15 protein-coding genes and 1 pseudogene are annotated in these 15971 nt (G+C 36.4%); 9 read left to right on the top strand and 7 right to left on the bottom strand.

Annotated elements, in window-relative coordinates; all coding sequences use genetic code 11:
- Positions 1-41 precede the first annotated feature (41 nt).
- The 4 genes from NST14_RS15070 to NST14_RS15055 all read left to right on the top strand — a co-directional run bounded on the left by NST14_RS15070 (position 42) and on the right by NST14_RS15055 (position 3235).
- Positions 42-1262 (top strand): MFS transporter, encoded by a 1221-nt coding sequence (locus tag NST14_RS15070; protein WP_000769371.1) that lies wholly within the window; start codon positions 42-44, stop codon positions 1260-1262.
- Between the two features lie 96 nt (positions 1263-1358).
- Complete coding sequence (gene hmoA, locus NST14_RS15065; protein ID WP_000469503.1) at positions 1359-1685, top strand: heme-degrading monooxygenase HmoA; 327 nt, start codon at positions 1359-1361, stop codon at positions 1683-1685.
- Between the two features lie 69 nt (positions 1686-1754).
- Complete coding sequence (locus NST14_RS15060) at positions 1755-2447, top strand: nucleotidyltransferase domain-containing protein (protein ID WP_002163617.1); 693 nt, start codon at positions 1755-1757, stop codon at positions 2445-2447.
- A gap of 284 nt (positions 2448-2731) precedes the next feature.
- The gene (locus tag NST14_RS15055; RefSeq protein ID WP_000204931.1) at positions 2732-3235 is read left to right on the top strand and encodes a GNAT family N-acetyltransferase; all 504 of its coding nucleotides are present in this window, start codon (positions 2732-2734) and stop codon (positions 3233-3235) included.
- 99 nt (positions 3236-3334) lie between these two features.
- Here NST14_RS15055 and lsrF read toward each other — a convergent pair whose 3' ends face one another.
- Genes lsrF through NST14_RS15035 form a run of 4 tightly spaced genes read right to left on the bottom strand, consistent with a single transcriptional unit; the run spans position 3335 to position 7006 of the window.
- On the bottom strand, positions 3335-4117 hold the full coding sequence (gene lsrF, locus NST14_RS15050) for a 3-hydroxy-5-phosphonooxypentane-2,4-dione thiolase (RefSeq protein ID WP_000219760.1): 783 nt from the start codon (positions 4115-4117) through the stop codon (positions 3335-3337).
- A gap of 6 nt (positions 4118-4123) precedes the next feature.
- Positions 4124-4486 carry a cupin domain-containing protein gene (locus NST14_RS15045; RefSeq protein ID WP_000909989.1) on the bottom strand — a complete coding sequence of 121 codons (363 nt, stop codon included), beginning with the start codon at positions 4484-4486 and terminating at the stop codon, positions 4124-4126.
- A 25-nt stretch (positions 4487-4511) separates the two neighbouring features.
- Positions 4512-6074 (bottom strand): autoinducer-2 kinase, encoded by a 1563-nt coding sequence (lsrK, locus tag NST14_RS15040; protein ID WP_000018831.1) that lies wholly within the window; start codon positions 6072-6074, stop codon positions 4512-4514.
- The gene (locus tag NST14_RS15035; protein ID WP_000192720.1) at positions 6074-7006 is read right to left on the bottom strand and encodes a sugar-binding transcriptional regulator; all 933 of its coding nucleotides are present in this window, start codon (positions 7004-7006) and stop codon (positions 6074-6076) included. Before NST14_RS15035 ends, lsrK begins: the two co-directional genes overlap by 1 nt.
- 197 nt (positions 7007-7203) lie before the next feature.
- Here NST14_RS15035 and NST14_RS15030 point away from each other — a divergent pair, with 197 nt between their 5' ends.
- From NST14_RS15030 to lsrB, 4 genes are read left to right on the top strand one after another with little or no spacing between them, the layout of a single operon-like run.
- Positions 7204-8685, top strand: a complete 1482-nt coding sequence (locus NST14_RS15030) for a sugar ABC transporter ATP-binding protein (RefSeq protein WP_229142774.1) — start codon at positions 7204-7206, stop codon at positions 8683-8685.
- Entirely contained in the window at positions 8682-9635 is a 954-nt protein-coding gene (locus NST14_RS15025; RefSeq protein ID WP_048557978.1) for an ABC transporter permease subunit, read from the top strand. Before NST14_RS15030 ends, NST14_RS15025 begins: the two co-directional genes overlap by 4 nt.
- Positions 9632-10621, top strand: coding sequence for an ABC transporter permease (locus NST14_RS15020; protein WP_113732524.1), 990 nt, complete (start codon positions 9632-9634; stop codon positions 10619-10621). Before NST14_RS15025 ends, NST14_RS15020 begins: the two co-directional genes overlap by 4 nt.
- A complete protein-coding gene (lsrB, locus tag NST14_RS15015) occupies positions 10618-11661 on the top strand; it encodes an autoinducer 2 ABC transporter substrate-binding protein LsrB (RefSeq protein WP_098487278.1) in 1044 nt (347 codons plus the stop codon). The genes NST14_RS15020 and lsrB overlap by 4 nt, the downstream gene beginning before the upstream one ends.
- Positions 11662-11705: 44 nt before the next feature.
- Here the strand turns inward: lsrB and NST14_RS15010 are convergent, their stop codons facing one another.
- Complete coding sequence (locus tag NST14_RS15010; protein ID WP_000069168.1) at positions 11706-13208, bottom strand: malate:quinone oxidoreductase; 1503 nt, start codon at positions 13206-13208, stop codon at positions 11706-11708.
- 381 nt (positions 13209-13589) lie between these two features.
- Here NST14_RS15010 and NST14_RS15005 point away from each other — a divergent pair, with 381 nt between their 5' ends.
- Positions 13590-14636, top strand: coding sequence for a DUF2332 domain-containing protein (locus tag NST14_RS15005; RefSeq protein WP_001260248.1), 1047 nt, complete (start codon positions 13590-13592; stop codon positions 14634-14636).
- A 133-nt stretch (positions 14637-14769) separates the two neighbouring features.
- Here NST14_RS15005 and NST14_RS15000 read toward each other — a convergent pair whose 3' ends face one another.
- Positions 14770-15117, bottom strand: a complete 348-nt coding sequence (locus NST14_RS15000; RefSeq protein WP_000752495.1) for a hypothetical protein — start codon at positions 15115-15117, stop codon at positions 14770-14772.
- Positions 15118-15241: 124 nt separating this feature from the next.
- Positions 15242-15724: pseudogene (locus NST14_RS14995) on the bottom strand (hypothetical protein).
- Positions 15725-15971 lie beyond the last annotated feature (247 nt).

The following is a 15971-nucleotide window of genomic DNA, read 5'->3' as shown; positions in this document are numbered from 1 at the left end:
GAATGTACATAAAGGGAGGAATATAAAAGAAAAGTTGGTGTGTGAAATTGAAAAATGTATTGAAAAATCGTTCGTTCTTTTTTATGTGGATTGGTAGTGCAATCTCAGAATTAGGAGGGGGGTTCGGAACGTTATGTAATTCAATTCTAGTATATGAGTTAACAGGATCGGAAATGGCTTTAAGTAGTATGTGGCTATTATATTTCATCCCATCACTCATACTGCAATTAATCAGTGGCCCATTTATTGATAAATGGAGTCGGAAGTGGATTATGATTTTTTCACAATGGATACGAGCGTCCGTATTCTTATTACCTTTGATAATGTTAGTTTCCGGTAGTTTAGAAGTTTGGCACATTTATGTTGTTCAAATTGTAGTGGGACTTATTACACCACTTTATACACCTGCAAGTCAAGCAATTACACCGAGCATTGTAGGGAAAGAACAACTTCAAGATGCAAATGCGTACATTGATGGAATGACTCGTCTTATGATGTTTCTTGCGCCAGTATTAGGTGGAGTAGTCATTCATTTGATTGGCACAGAACTTGCGTTATCTTTCGTATGCATTTGTTTATTTGTTAGTGGCACTTTCTTACTTTATATAAAAGAAAATAGAACGTCGCAACCTATCCGGAAAACGTGGCTAGAACAGTTTCTTCACGGTTTTACATATTTTTTCACAAAACCAATCATCGTTTGGCTCGGTATATTTCTAACTTTTGTTCAATTTGGAGTAGGAGTAACAATGGTCACAAACCTTCCTTATATAAAAGATGAGCTATCAGCGGGATATGCGGAATTTGGTTATTTTATGGCCGGATTCCCACTTGGCTATGTAGTTGGATCTATACTAGTCGGAAAAGTAACATATAAAAGCCGGCGTATACTTATGCTTGGAGGATTGTTTATAGGGGGGCTCACATACATTTCGCTAGGGTTCAATCATAGTATTATCATTGCAATAATAGTTGAAGTAATAGCAGGGATTTGTATTGCATTTTTCAATGTTCATAACACAACGATATGCCAACAGTCAGTTCCGAACAATATGATAGGACAAGTATTTTCAGTGCGATTATTTTTCATACGATCCGCTATGCCGTTAGGTGTGTTAGTAGGGGGAATATTGAGTGAAATGTGGGGAGTAAGAGCGCTATACTTTATTATCGGTTCAATTATATGTGTCACTTCTTTAATCGGAATCTTACTCCCATATTTCAAATTTTTAGATGGGGCAGTTGAAGAGAAAACAGCATAATTCGAAAAATCTAAACTTTATAATTGAAAATAATTATCATAATCAACTATAATAGAAGAATAGTAGTATTCGTATTACAATGAAGGAGTGGGATATATGTTTATCGAAACGAAAACATTTACAGTAAAAGAAGGTACATCAAATATAGTTGTAGAACGTTTTACTGGAGAAGGTATTATTGAAAAGTTTGAAGGCTTTATCGACTTGAGTGTTCTTGTGAAAAAAGTAAGACGAGGCGACGAAGAAGTAGTCGTTATGATTCGCTGGGAATCTGAAGAAGCATGGAAAAACTGGGAAACAAGTGAAGAACATTTAGCTGGACATAGAGCGAGCCGTGGTAAACCAAAACCAGATCATATTATTAATGTGGATCACGCAGTTTATTATGTGAAATCATCGAAAGCGGCTTATCAACAGTCGTAATATATAAGTAGAGGATACATGTTGTAGATGCTAACATGTATCCTCTTTTTGTAGTAATGGGGGATGGAAATGATGGAGAGTTTTTCATTCATTACAAATGAAAAACATAAAAAATTGGTACAAACAATTTTAAATGAATATGTATTTAGAGATAAAGTAAATGGATTGATGCTAATTGGATCTGTCGCAAGAGGCGATGCATATCCTGAATCTGATTTAGACTTCTATATTCTTTTAGAAGACGGACAAAAGAAGAAATTTCATTCTGAAACGCGAGAAGGTATTTTGGTTGAATATAAGGGTGCAGATTTTAATCAAATTCAAGTAAACTTTAAAAACAATCCGATGGAACTATACTCATTTCTAGAAGGGAAAATTTTGTTTGATAAAAGCGGTGAGTTAAAAAAGTTAAAGGAAATAGCTACATATGAATTTGAAAACTATCGTGTTTCTAGCGACAAAGTGAAAGGCATTTCTCATTGGTTGCATAGTTCGCTTATTAAAATTCAATCTGCTTTGAAAGCAAATGATGAGTTAAAAGCTTCATACATAGTTCATACGTCAACTTGGACATTGGTAGAAGGAATATGGGCTATTAATAATAAGCCAGTACCTCCAGCTGGATCTGTTTTGAAGTATATTCAAACGTTACCGAATAAGCCAATTCATTTAGATGCGTTACTTAATAAACTATTTTTAGATGATACGAAGGACCGTATTAAAGCAGCAATTGAGTTAATTGAGTGGATGCTTTATAAATAATATTGTTGGTAAATCGATATGTTGTGTTGAATCGTCGATATATCGAGAAAATCGTTGATATAAATTTCATATACTGTATAAGTAGCAACTAAAAGAGTGTAATCTAGTTAAATTTTTAAAATGAAGTTTCATAACAAGGTCTATTTTGCAAAGGAATTGCTTATGCATAAAATAACAATAATGTATCTTAATGCAAAAAAACTAGAGAATCTAGCAGGTTTCCCATATGGTACAGTACGAAACGATTATAAGTAGTACAGTGATATAAATAGGAGGTTACCGCTATGACATCTGTATTTAAAGATATGGCGTTCCAGCTGAAAACGGAACGACTCGACCTGAATATGTGGGAGGAATCCGATGCAGTCTGGCTTAGAGAACTAGTTGGTGAACGTGGAGTTGAAATGCCAACCGTTGAATCTGTTCGTAACGATCTTATTGAGAAGCGCAAGATAGCAGCTGAAAATGGTATTTCTCTTCTCACGATTCGTAGACGAGACGAAGGCGATTTCATCGGTTACTGTGGCTTAATTATCGGTCGTTCCACGCTTGAAGAGCCGGAGATTGCATACGAGTTGTTCCGTAGTGCTCATCGCATGGGTTATGCGACAGAGGCAGCATCAGCGGTATTGGAGGCTGCGATTGCTACGGGGCGCAAAAGACTATGGTCTACTGTAGGCGCTTGGAATACTGCGTCTTTTCGGGTGTTAGAGAAGTTAGGATTTACGCGACATCATAGTACGTTTGGCGAACGCGGTGAGATTGTTTGGAATGTGCGCGATCTATAGATTAAATTCAAAACAATGAAAAACGTAAAAGAAAGCCCATATGTTAGATTACTCAGTAATCTAGCATATGGGCTTTTCCTTTAAATGCAATAGTTTGTTTTAATTTTTTACATCCTCATATAATTGGAGTGCCTCTTTCACATTCAACCCATTTTTCACAATCCCATGTATCGCTTGAATCATCGCAGCTGGATGTTCGGATTGCCATATGTTGCGGCCCATATCTACGCCGATTGCACCTTCTTGCAGGGCGTTATACGTAATGTTTAATGCGTCTTCAATTGAATCTAGTTTTGGGCCGCCCGCGATGACGACTGGGGCAGGGCAAGTGCTTGTAATTTTTTCGAATCCTTCGCAGTAATACGTTTTAATAATGTCAGCACCCATTTCAACGCATACACGGGAAGCAAGTGCTAAAAAGCGAGCTTCACGTTTTTGCAGTTCTTTTGCAACTGCGGTAATGCCAAGTACTGGCAGACCATAATCGTGAGCTTCTGAAACTACATTTGCGAGATTTGTAACTGTTTGTGTTTCATAGTCTGATCCGACGAAAACAGATACGCCGACGCCAATTGCATTTTGTTTTACTGCTTCTTTTACAGGGGTAACAATTGTTTCATTCGCTAAGTCTTTACCGACGACAGTAGCTCCGCCTGATACGCGCATAACCATCGGTGTACTGCAATTTTCAGGAATGCAGGAGTTAAGTACACCTCGCGTTAAAAAGAGGGAATCTGTGTAAGGAAGCAAGTTTTTAACTGTTTCAAGTGGTTGTTCAAGCCCGTGAATTGGTCCTAAAAAGTAGCCGTGATCTATCGCTAACATAACCGCTCTACCATCAGGTAAAATTGTATTTAATCGATTTTTAAATCCCCAAGTCATTCAAAATCACTCCTTCGTTAATGTTGGATTTTCCGTTTGAACAGTATCTTTATTTGGTAAATGTGGTGACTTTATAAAAACCGCTTTAAAAGGTTTGTCAGAATGGTTAATAAGATAGTGAGATTCATGAGGACGAACTTGCAGGACGTCACCTTGTTTCATTGGAACTCTTTCGTTATTTACATAGAAATCTATTTCACCTTCTAATGCATAAAAGACCTCTTCGCACGTCGTATGATAATGGTTTTGAAACTCCTGCCCAGGCTGAATGACAACAAGGCCAAGATCAATATTCGGACCTTGTATTAAATATTTCGGCCCGTTATCACCGAAGCGATAGGAGAAGTCATTTTCATTCGCTTTTAACATACATTCCACTCCTTTATGTAATGTGTTACAGTGCACCAGGCGCAATCCACATATGTGAAGTGAGTCCTTTATCAGCTAAAGCGAGCTGACTGTCATATACAGTTTTCCATGTTTCATAGAACTCTTTATATAGTTCGTGATTTTCAGTTACTGGTTCGAATGTTTGCTCCCACTGTACAAACTCTTCGGCAGTCTCTTCCATAGATGCATATATGCCAGCACCAACTCCTGCAGCAATCGCAGTTCCTAAAGCAGCTGCTTCTTTCACAACAGGTACTTTTACAGGAATACCAAGGACGTCTGATAAAATTTGTGGCCATAGTTTTCCTTTAGCGGCACCACCAGCAAAAACGACTTCAGAAGGGAATGTCCCTGTGAGATTTTCTATTAATTTTAAGTTTCCAAGTGTAACGAAGGCGGCATTTTCTTCAATAGCACGGAACAGTTCTTTTTTTCCACATTTGTCAGCGTCTAAACTTAAATTTAAAAAAGATGGTGCGGCATGACGCCAAGAAATGTAGTTCATAACGTTTGAAAAAGTAGGGATAATGCCATGTGAGCCGACAGGTACGTCTTTTGCTTGTTCTTCTAATAATTCATAAGCATCTACACCGAGTTTGTCAGCAAGTTTCTTTTCCTCTTGGCAAAAAGCGTCTCGAAACCAGCGCATAACGAGGCCTGGAAAAAAGGCAATCGTTTCATATTGCCATAGGTTACGTACGACGTGACAATTTATACGAATCGCAGCATGCGGATCTGGTATTGGCTCAGTAACATTCACTTCTTGTTGCCAAAAACTACCTCCGCATATTAATGTTTGATGTGGTTTCACGACTCCAGTTCCAAGTGATGCCATTTGAGCATCTCCGCCCCCGGCTACAACAGGAATTCCTTCACGTAATCCAGTTAATGCTGCACATTCTTTTGTAACATTACCAATCACAGTGCCAGCTTCATTTACTTTTGGTGAAAATAGTAAAGTTATACCACACTCTTTAGCTACATCGTTATCCCAATTTCTATTTTGTAAATCAAAGATTCCAGACGTACAACCGTTTGAAGGATCAATTTGCAGCACGCCGCTTAATTTATATAAGATCCAATCGTTTAACATTGTAAAAGAGTGAATAGAATTATAGACGTCGGGTTCATGTTTTTTTATCCAAAGTAGGCGAGGTAAAGCACCTAATGAAAAAGTTTGACCAGACTTTGTATATAAATCTTTTTCAAGATGTGACCGAATTTCTTTTAGTTCACTAACCTCCGCGGATGCACGCCCATCAACATTTGCACACGCCCATATTTCTTGCCCATTTTTATCATATAAAACAAAACCTTCTCGCATACTAGTAGCGCTAACAGCTTGAATGGAAGAGGGCGAGATATTACTTCTTTGTAAAACTTCTTTCGTGCATTGTTGTACCAGCTTCCAATTTTCTATTACATCAAAGTTCATAGAACCAGGGTAACGTGGGTCAGATTTATGAATCCATTCTTTTTGACTTACTGCAATTTGATTACCCTGTAAATCAAAAAGAACTGCTCGTATGCTTCCTGTACCAGCATCGAAAGCTAATAAATGGGACATTAACAATCACCATCCTTTCGTAATAAGGAGAGGGCAGTTTCCTCATCGGTAATTAATGTATGAATAAACTTTCCTTTTAAGGCACCATAAATTGCATCTATCTTTTCTATACCTCCAGCAACACCGACGACATGATTCATATTGCGCAAAATAGAGAGAGGCGTGCCAATTAGACGATTGTGATGCGAGAGCTCTAATAAATTGCCATTTGTATCATAAAACTGTCCTAAAATATCGCCAGCACCGTTTTGACTACGAATATATGTCATCTCACGTAATGTTAATTTTTCTTTTTTTACAATCGTAGCGTCTTGAGATAGTCCTCCAATACCGACAACAGCCGTATGAGCAAGTGAAGCGACATGAAGCATATCTTTTACACTCGGTTCTGATAGAATACTTTGTGCCATTTCGGTTGTAGACGCTAGAAACGGCGTAGGGATAATGTGAAGATCACCTTGCATGTAATGTAAATAGTTTTGTTTTCTCGGGAGATAGTGATTTACTCCGCCTGTTAACGTTACGATTGAGAGATTAATAGAACTTTCGAAATGAATGTTTTCTAGCATTTTGCTAATTGTTTCTCCCCAGCCAATACCGAGTAAATCTCCTTGCTGGAGCTGAGTTTCTAAATATTGTGCAGCAGCTTTTCCGAGAGAATCGTGATAATTGTTTACTGGGGTCGGGATAATAAAAGCATCTTTTAAGTAGAACTTTTTCATTAAGTCACGCTCAATACTTAAACAGTGCAAACCAGTCCCTTTTACGTGAAATGTAACGATACCTTCACTCCGCGCCTTATCTAATAACCGGACGACTTTATTTCTTGAAATATGAAGAAGTGAAGCGATTTCCTGTTGTGTTAATTGGTCCTTATAATAGTACCAAGCTACTTTCGTTAATAAATTCTCTTCAAAGTTCAGCTGAGTCATACTCTTCATCCCTTTCAACAATTGACCACAGCTTAAACATATGTACCATATATTTTGTTTATTCCAGTTGAAGCGATTAATAGTATGTAGAAAAAAGTGTTCTAGATATAAAAAAAGGAATATACAATGCTACAAAACAAGTAGAACAAATAATCATTTTCTCAAAAAATGTTCTGTATAAAGGCAGGTGACATCATGTGGAGAACGTACCTTTATTACAAGTAAAAAAAATGAGTAAGGCGTTTTTAAATCAACTTGTATTAAAAGAAGTGAACATTCAAGTAGAGCGCGGAGATATATACGCATTAGTTGGAGGGAATGGTGCTGGGAAATCAACATTAATGAAAATATTAACGGGGTTATATTCGTATGATGATGGAGAAATATATGTAAAAGGAACGAAGCAACAGTTTTCAAATCCGTCAGAAGCACACCGAAAAGGTATGTATTTAATACCGCAAGAACCGCTCATTTTTCCGCATATGACTATTGAAGAAAATATATGTATCGGGTTAAAAGAAAAGAAAAAGAAATTAAGAGTACAGATTGAGCAATTGATTAACAGTCTAGGGTGGGATATTGACCTTAATGAACTAGGAGGATCATTATCGATTGCGCAACAACAGTTAGTAGAAATTGTGAGAGGATTAATACGAGAAGCCGAGATTCTTATTCTAGATGAGCCAACATCGACATTAACAACTCACGAAATTAAGAGTCTTTTTGTGTTGATGAAAAGTTTACAAGAAAAAGGAATAGGGATGATTTATATTACGCATCGTTTTCCAGAAATCTTTGAAATTGCCAACAAAGTAGCAATACTACGTGATGGAATGATTGTAAGTCAAGGAGATGTATGTGACTATACATATGACATGCTGATGGAAGGGCTATTGCCAAAAGGGTATAAACAGAAAGAGAAAATAGAAGTAGTTCAAGAGACCACAAGGATGAAAAAAATATTAGAAGTGATTGATATAAATGGTCACGCATTCGAAAATATTTCATTCACTGTACATGCTGGTGAGATTGTAGGTATTGCTGGCATTGTTGGATCGGGCAGAACGGAATTAGCAGAAGCGATATTTGGATTGAAAACTGTAAAAACAGGGTCTATTTTATTAGATGGGAAATCAATTGATACATGTTCTTTGCATAAAAGGCTAGACGAAGGACTAGTTTATGTGCCGGAGGATAGGGCGAGGAATGGCATTTTCTCAATTGCTTCTGTTAAAGAAAATATTGCAGCAGCAAGTTTACAGCAAAATAATCGCTTTTTTATAAAACAAGAAAAAGAAAGCGCTTTAGTTAATTCGTTTATAGAACAGTTCCGAATTGTTGTACAGGATATGAATGAAGAACTGGCATCTTTATCAGGAGGTAATCAGCAGAAGGTCGTGCTTGCAAAGTATCTCGCATGTAATCCTAAAGTTATTATTCTTGATGAGCCGACTCGTGGAATTGATGCGAAAGCAAGGCTTGAAGTGTATGAGACGATCGAAAAAATGAAAAGGGAAGGACTCGCAATTTTATTAATCTCTTCAGATGTTGAAGAAATTGTTCAATTAGTAAACCGTGTATATGTAATGAGAAATGGACGATTTGTTTCTCATATGGAAAAAGAACAACTGAGTGTGAATGAAGTTACACGCCTTGCATACGGAGGTGTAGCGGAATGAAACGCATGCTAAAAATGCACGAAACGTCTATCATAACGTTACTACTAATTTATATAGCTATTGTAGGAATGATAAATCCTAGTTTTATTCAATTTAACTCGTTATCTTTAATGGTGAAATCAAGCGTTATTTTAGTCGTGTTAGCAATTGGCCAGTCGTTCGTCTTATTTACGAAAAATATAGATGTATCAGTTGGTTCAAGCATGGGGTTAAGTGCAGCAGTTTGCGGAATGTTGTTAACTGATGGATATCATGCATCTCTGTCCATACTTGCTGCTATTACACTTGGCGCTATTATCGGTTTCGTAAACGGGATGGGCGTTGCGAAGTTTCGAGTACCAGCCATTATTATGACATTAGGCATGTTAGGAATTATTAGGGGTGCCATGTTAATTTTTACAGGCGGGAAGTGGATTGAAGATATTCCAAACGATTTTAAGCAGCTGTCATCTATCGTCATTTTTGGTTTACCTATAACTGTATGGTTCGTTCTTATTATTTTACTACTACTATATTTCTTTTTAAGGAAAGTGCCATTTGGAAGATACTTTTATGCGGTAGGTGATAATGAAGATGGCGCGAGACTTATTGGTATACCTGTTAATAAAGTGAAAATATGTGCGTTTATGATTTCAGGCATAAGTGCTGCGCTCGCTGGTTGCATATTTGTTATGAATATCGGATTCGTTCCTAATCAAACAGGAACTGGGATAGAACTACAGGTTATCGCAGCTGCTGTACTAGGGGGAGTTCATTTAAAAGGAGGAACAGGTTCTATAGTTGGAGCTGCATTAGGAGCGATATTTTTAGAGGCGATAAGCAGTTCACTCGTCTTTTTAAAAATACCAGCATTTTGGAATAATGCTATTTCAGGTTTCTTATTATTGCTAATCGTCATATTAGATAGCGTTATGAAAAAGTGGAAGGCAGAAAGGAGGATGAATCTATGAAGTATGTATACAGATGGGAAGGTGTTCTAATTGTATTGCTTCTTATAGAATTCATTCTCTTTAGTTTAATCAATAGTGATTTCTTAAATATTAGTAATCTCCTTTTTAGTACAAATGATTTCCTATTTATCGCAATTGCGGCGATACCAATGACTTTTGTTATTGTAACAGGAGGAATTGATGTATCGGTCGGCTCAATAATGGGGCTCACTTCGATCTTGATCGGTGTACTTTGGATGAACGGAATACCTATTTTGTTTGCTGTCATAATCGCCCTAATAATTAGTTGTTTAGCAGGCGCTATAAACGGACTCATTATAAAAATGACAGATGTAGAACCACTCGTCGTTACACTCGGAACGATGTTTTTATACGGAGGAATTGCACTCGTTATTTCAGGAGGAGCAGGTGCTTCTGGGTACGAAGGAATAAGCGGTTTACCTGACACATTTGTACAACTGGCAAACGGTAGTTTTATAGGAATACCGAATTTATTATGGCTACTGATCGTATTAACAGTTTTATGTACTGTATTATTTCACCGAACTATATACGGGCGCCATGTAAAATTAACAGGTGCGAACGAGAATACTGCAAAATACACCGGGATTAAAACGAAAAAAGTAGTCATTATCGCTTACATATTTTCCGGGTTAGGAGGTGGATTAGGAGGTGCTTTCTTAACCGCATATTTTGGTTCCGCACGTGCTGATATGGGAAGTGAAACAATTTTACCAATCATTACAGCAGTCGTATTAGGCGGGACACTTATTACGGGGGGAAAAGGAAGTATTATTGGTACTGTACTAGCGAGTGTTTTTATTGGGCTCATGCAGTATGGCTTGCAAATGACGGGTTTAACAAATGAACAATCCAATGTAGTAATAGGTATTATCCTTATTCTTTCAGTTATTATGAGACATTTCAAATTACATCAATTCTTAGCGGAGAAAAGAAGGAATTTGCATAAGGGGGAAATGTCATGAAGAAAAAACTAGGGATTGTATTGATTGTATGTATTTGTTTAATCGGTTTAATTGCGTGTTCTAGCCAAACGGCAGATAAGAAAAAGGCTGATGATGTAAAATTTGCATTTATTCCGAAATTAACAGGAGTTGGTTTCTTCACATCGGGTGGTGAAGGGGCAAAAGAGATGGGAGATAAGTTAGGCGTGCAAGTGAAGTATGATGGAGCGTCTGAAGCGAGCGTATCAGGGCAAGTAAAGTATATAAATAATTTTATTAACCAAAACTATGATGCACTTATGGTTTCCTCTACATCAGTTGATGGTTTATCGCAATCACTACAACGTGCTAAGAAAAAAGGAATGACGGTGTTAACATGGGATTCCGATGTGAATCCGAAAGATCGTTCCTTTTATATAAGCCAAGGAACACCAGACCAACTTGCTAATTTATTAATAGAAATGACTTCCAAGCAAATTGGAGATAAAGGGAAAGTAGCATTTTTTTATTCTAGCCCAACAGTAACAGATCAAAACCAATGGGTAACGAAAGCGAAAGAAATTATTAAAGAGAAATATCCGAACTGGGAAATTGTAACGACGCAGTACGGTGAAAATAATGCGCAAAAGTCTCTGTCAGTAGGGGAGAATATTTTAAAAACGTACCCTGATATTAATGCGGTCATTTGTCCAGATGCAACGGCACTTCCGGCAATGGCACAAGCAGCTGAAAATTTAAAAATGGATAAAAAGGTTGTCGTAACTGGCTTCTCTACACCAAACGTTATGCGTGATTACGTAAAACGAGGAACTGTACAACAATTCGGATTATGGGACGTAAAACAACAAGGTGCACTCGCAACGTATGTAGCAAATGAAATTGTTGTAAAAGGGAAGAAGTTAAAAGTAGGGGATAGCTTCGAAGTAAAAGGAATTGGAAAAGTGAAAGTAGAGCCAAACTCCATTCAAGGATATGATTATGAGGCAGAAGGAAACGGAATTATCGTATTGCCAGAGCGAGTTGTATTTACAAAGGATAATATTGAAAAATATAATTTCTAGTAACGAAAAAACGTCCGAATGTATCGGACGTTTTTATTTCTTCATTAATTATGAACTGTTTCTTTTTCATTTAATCCAAGGGTACGACCTGTAGAAGTGTGAAGGTCTTGGAATAATCTTGGATTTTCTGTTAATGAAATGCCGTAAGAAGGAATCATTTCTTTTATTTTTCCTTCCCATTCTACCATTCGACTTGGGAAACATTTTTCTAATACTTCAAGCATAACATGAACGGCAGTAGAAGCACCCGGTGAAGCACCTAGTAATGCTGCGATTGATCCATCAGCCGCACTAACAACTTCTGTACCGAATTGAAGTGTTCCTTTACCGCCAGCATCAGTATCTTTAATTACTTGTACACGCTGACCAGCAACTACAATATCCCAATCTTCACTTTTCGCGTTCGGAATGAATTCGCGTAATTCTTCCATACGTTTTTCGTGTGATAACATAACTTGCTGAATTAAGTATTTTGTTAGTCCCATTTCTTTTACACCAGCAGCTAACATCGTTAAGACGTTATTTGGTTTTACAGAACCAATTAAGTCAAGGTTTGAACCAGTTTTTAAGAACTTAGGAGAGAACCCTGCGAATGGTCCGAACAGTAAAGCTTTTTTGTTGTCTATATATCTCGTATCTAGATGAGGTACAGACATTGGCGGAGCGCCAACTTTAGCTTTACCGTATACTTTCGCATGATGTTGCTCTACAACTTTTTGGTTTTTACATACCATAAATAGTCCACTTACCGGGAATCCACCAATATGTTTTGATTCAGGGATACCAGTCTTTTGAAGTAGGGGTAGGCTACCGCCACCGCCGCCGATAAAGACGAATTTAGCAGTGTGATGCTCAATTTTACCACTATTCATATCGTGTACTTTCACTTCCCACAAACCATTTTTCGTGCGTTTAATGTTTTCGACACTATGTTTGTAGTTTAGCTCGACATTTTTCGTTTTTAAGTAATCAAACAACATTCGTGTTAATGCACCAAAATTAACATCTGTTCCAGAGTCAATTTTCGTTGCCGCCATAGGCTCATTAGATGTACGACCTTCCATAATGAGTGGAAGCCATTTTTTTAATGTTTCAGGAGAATCGGAAAACTCCATTCCTTGAAACAGCGGATTTTTTGAAAGCGCTTCAAAACGGTTTTTTAGAAACTGCACATTTTTTTCACCTTGTACTAAACTCATATGAGGTAGAGGCATAATAAAATCTTGTGGATTACGAATTAATTTGCTTTTTACAAGATATGCCCAAAATTGTCTTGAAAGCTGGAATTGCTCATTCACTTTTACAGCCTTACTAATATCTATAGATCCGTCAGATTTTTCGGAAGTATAGTTCAGTTCGCATAGCGCAGAATGCCCTGTACCTGCATTATTCCATTCATTAGAGCTTTCTTCCCCGGCACTTGCGAGTTTTTCAAAAACTTTAATTTCCCATTCTGGTGCTAATTCTTTTAGCAATGAGCCTAACGTTGCACTCATAATTCCTGCACCAATTAAGATAACGTCTGTTTTTTGCTGCATGTTGCTCATGATAATCTCTCCATCCCCTATATTGGCAAAAAAGAGTAGGTGTTTACTGTGTCTAAGCCGTAAAAAGAAAACACCGCCTAGGCCCCACCTAGGTATTTACCTTTTTTGTCTCAATTATATAACCATCTCATACTCTATTATAATAATTAATAGACTAAAATATCTAGTGTTATCTGATAATTTTAAACTATTTAACGTTTTATTCGCCAAAAATCTTATTTAACAAGCTCTTTTAAGGTGATAAATAGAAAAAAATTACAGTTTGAAATTATCTCGAAAAAGCTTACGTATCCAAAAGTGGGTAGAAAGGATACCTTTTTTATGGGACTTTTTTCAAAACCTATTGTATGATTATTCTGAAAGTTAAAAGGAGGGATACACATGCGTACACAAGAACAAATCGCAAACTTATTTCGAAATTTTTCAATAAAGGAATGTAAAGGGTCAAGTGACTTATATGAATATTTATCAATGAAAATTGCTGAAGATGAGGAAGTACTTACACTATCGTCCTATGCTCAGATAGGTCAACCAGTCCCAAACTTATTATTAGGTGCAGTACATTATTTATTGTTAGCAGGGAAAGAACATCATGTAAAAACGTATTATAGTAGCTTAGTTGAACATGCTAATACGGATTTAGATCAAGCTTTTAATCATTTTAAAGATTTCTGTAAAATGTACAGAGAAGAAATGATTAATTTATTACAAACGAAACTCGTTCAAACGAATGAAGTAAGACGATGTGCGTACTTATATCCAAGTTTCAGTTACATATTTAACAAAGTGAATAAACCGTTAGCGTTAATAGAAATTGGGACAAGTTCTGGATTACAATTATTTTGGGACCAATATAGCTATTCGTACGGTACAGATGAAACATACGGAAATATAAACTCGAATGTACATGTAACTTCTGAAATAAGAGGGGAGAATGTGCCTCATTTATTAAAAGAAAGTCCACCTGTCGTAGAAAGAATTGGACTAGATTTACATGTAAACGATTTACATAGTGATGAAGATTATTTATGGCTACGTGCACTCATTTGGCCAGAACATAAAGAAAGGCTTGAACTGTTTGACAAAGCTGCATCTTTAGTAAAAAATAAATCTGTTCAATTAATAGAAGGAGACGGTGTAGAGTTATTACCATCTATTATTAAACAAATAAGTGAAGATGCTGTTATCTGCATTTTCCATACACACGTCGCCAATCAAATACCAGAACAAGTAAAACGTAAGCTGGAAAAACAAATCCAAGAAATCGGTGCAAAGCGTGATGTATTCCATCTTTATAACAACATGTGGGACCGGGACCTTCATATTGATTATTATATTAACGGAAACGAATATCGTGAAACGGTTGGAGAAACGGAAGGGCATGGGAGATGGTTTAGCTGGAAGCTTGGGAATGAGACGCTTATTTAGATTAATAGGGGCGCCCTCACTTGTAAAAGGTGAGGGTATAGGTTCAAGCATTGATTAAATGACTAATGAATAAATTTATTAGTACTATACAAAAAACTCTTGGGAGAAATTCTAAGCATTTTTTGTATTACATTTAAACCCCATAATGGATCATGTACTTTTGTTCTGCTACAGCTTGTACAATTTTTGAAGCTAATTCATTCAGCTCATCAGATTTTTTGAAGAACTTTGAAGATGTAACTGTTTCATAGAAAATTGCTAATGATTCAGGAGGGATAATTGTAATACCCCAATAAGCTAAACCATATTCCTGATTTTTTACTGTATGAAAGTAGGTTTTCATAATTGATAAATTTTGACTTAAATTACTGATAATATCATCATCAACAGAAACACAATCATATTTCTCTGGTGTATAATCGTTGTAACTTTTTTGAGAATCAAATTCTTCAATTATTCCAAAATCATGGACACATGCCATCATTATCGTCCTTTCAAATTTAATAAAATGATTTCTATTAAAGTAAAATGGTCATTCGTTTAAGTGTAATAGAAATAGTTATGTAGTTCATAAAATATCGTCGGTTCTCCTTCGGGAAGACAGTTTATTTATCGATAAACTCATCGGGAGTCCAAGTGGCGATTTCATTCCCAGGTGCAGCAACTACAAGCCATTGCTCATATTGGACACCAGCTTGCCAACATTCATAATAATCATGAAAACCATTTACAAAAATAATTTGTCCACTCTCTAATGTAACAATTAAATAAGGGCTTTCTAAGCCGAGTTGTATATTGGTAACTTTTTGTCTTCTTATCTCAAATATTCTCCCATATTCTTCTTCCTCAGAATAATCTTCAAATTCATTTTCATGTAATGGATATCTTTTTGGAGGTTTATTAAATAAACATCATTTTGATTCGATATTGATATATAATTGTCCGTCATAATCAACGGAGTCGTGAAAGTTTGTGAAATGAATCTTTATAGCGCCTGGAGAAATACCAAATTGTAATCCATCAACTTGTGATCCGATGAATAGATTTTTCAACACTTTCTCAGCGTGAATTTTATCCTCTTTATTCATTCTTGAAATCCTCCTTTTAAAAAAATATATCTTATATTCTTATTGTAATAAATAAATTTTTATGTAAAATGAACTTTTTGCAAAAAACGAGCGAATGTAGTGTGAAAGATCATGAGGGGGCTATAGTCGCTCGTAAGTTTATTTTGGTGGGAATTGCGACAACTATTTAGTGTGAAGACGGATATGAAACGTTTATAGAAGATAAGGAGACTTATAATATATAGAATTAGAAATAAGAATTTGATAG

This window comes from Bacillus sp. FSL W8-0519, assembly GCF_038005585.1.
Classification (GTDB): domain Bacteria; phylum Bacillota; class Bacilli; order Bacillales; family Bacillaceae_G; genus Bacillus_A; species Bacillus_A paranthracis.
The sequence above is the reverse complement of the archived record's forward strand: the minus strand, read 5'-3'. Positions and strand labels throughout refer to the sequence as shown.

What these genes read in the sequence shown, in the direction of transcription:
- hmoA (WP_000469503.1), top strand. Translation starts at nt 1,359, where the DNA reads ATGTTTATCGAAACGAAAACATTTACAGTAAAAGAAGGTACATCAAAT.
- NST14_RS15060 (WP_002163617.1), top strand. Translation starts at nt 1,755, where the DNA reads ATGATGGAGAGTTTTTCATTCATTACAAATGAAAAACATAAAAAATTG.
- NST14_RS15055 (WP_000204931.1), top strand. Translation starts at nt 2,732, where the DNA reads ATGACATCTGTATTTAAAGATATGGCGTTCCAGCTGAAAACGGAACGA.
- lsrF (WP_000219760.1), bottom strand. Translation starts at nt 4,117, where the DNA reads ATGACTTGGGGATTTAAAAATCGATTAAATACAATTTTACCTGATGGT.
- NST14_RS15045 (WP_000909989.1), bottom strand. Translation starts at nt 4,486, where the DNA reads ATGTTAAAAGCGAATGAAAATGACTTCTCCTATCGCTTCGGTGATAAC.
- lsrK (WP_000018831.1), bottom strand. Translation starts at nt 6,074, where the DNA reads ATGTCCCATTTATTAGCTTTCGATGCTGGTACAGGAAGCATACGAGCA.
- NST14_RS15035 (WP_000192720.1), bottom strand. Translation starts at nt 7,006, where the DNA reads ATGACTCAGCTGAACTTTGAAGAGAATTTATTAACGAAAGTAGCTTGG.
- NST14_RS15025 (WP_048557978.1), top strand. Translation starts at nt 8,682, where the DNA reads ATGAAACGCATGCTAAAAATGCACGAAACGTCTATCATAACGTTACTA.
- NST14_RS15020 (WP_113732524.1), top strand. Translation starts at nt 9,632, where the DNA reads ATGAAGTATGTATACAGATGGGAAGGTGTTCTAATTGTATTGCTTCTT.
- lsrB (WP_098487278.1), top strand. Translation starts at nt 10,618, where the DNA reads ATGAAGAAAAAACTAGGGATTGTATTGATTGTATGTATTTGTTTAATC.
- NST14_RS15010 (WP_000069168.1), bottom strand. Translation starts at nt 13,208, where the DNA reads ATGAGCAACATGCAGCAAAAAACAGACGTTATCTTAATTGGTGCAGGA.
- NST14_RS15005 (WP_001260248.1), top strand. Translation starts at nt 13,590, where the DNA reads ATGCGTACACAAGAACAAATCGCAAACTTATTTCGAAATTTTTCAATA.
- NST14_RS15000 (WP_000752495.1), bottom strand. Translation starts at nt 15,117, where the DNA reads ATGGCATGTGTCCATGATTTTGGAATAATTGAAGAATTTGATTCTCAA.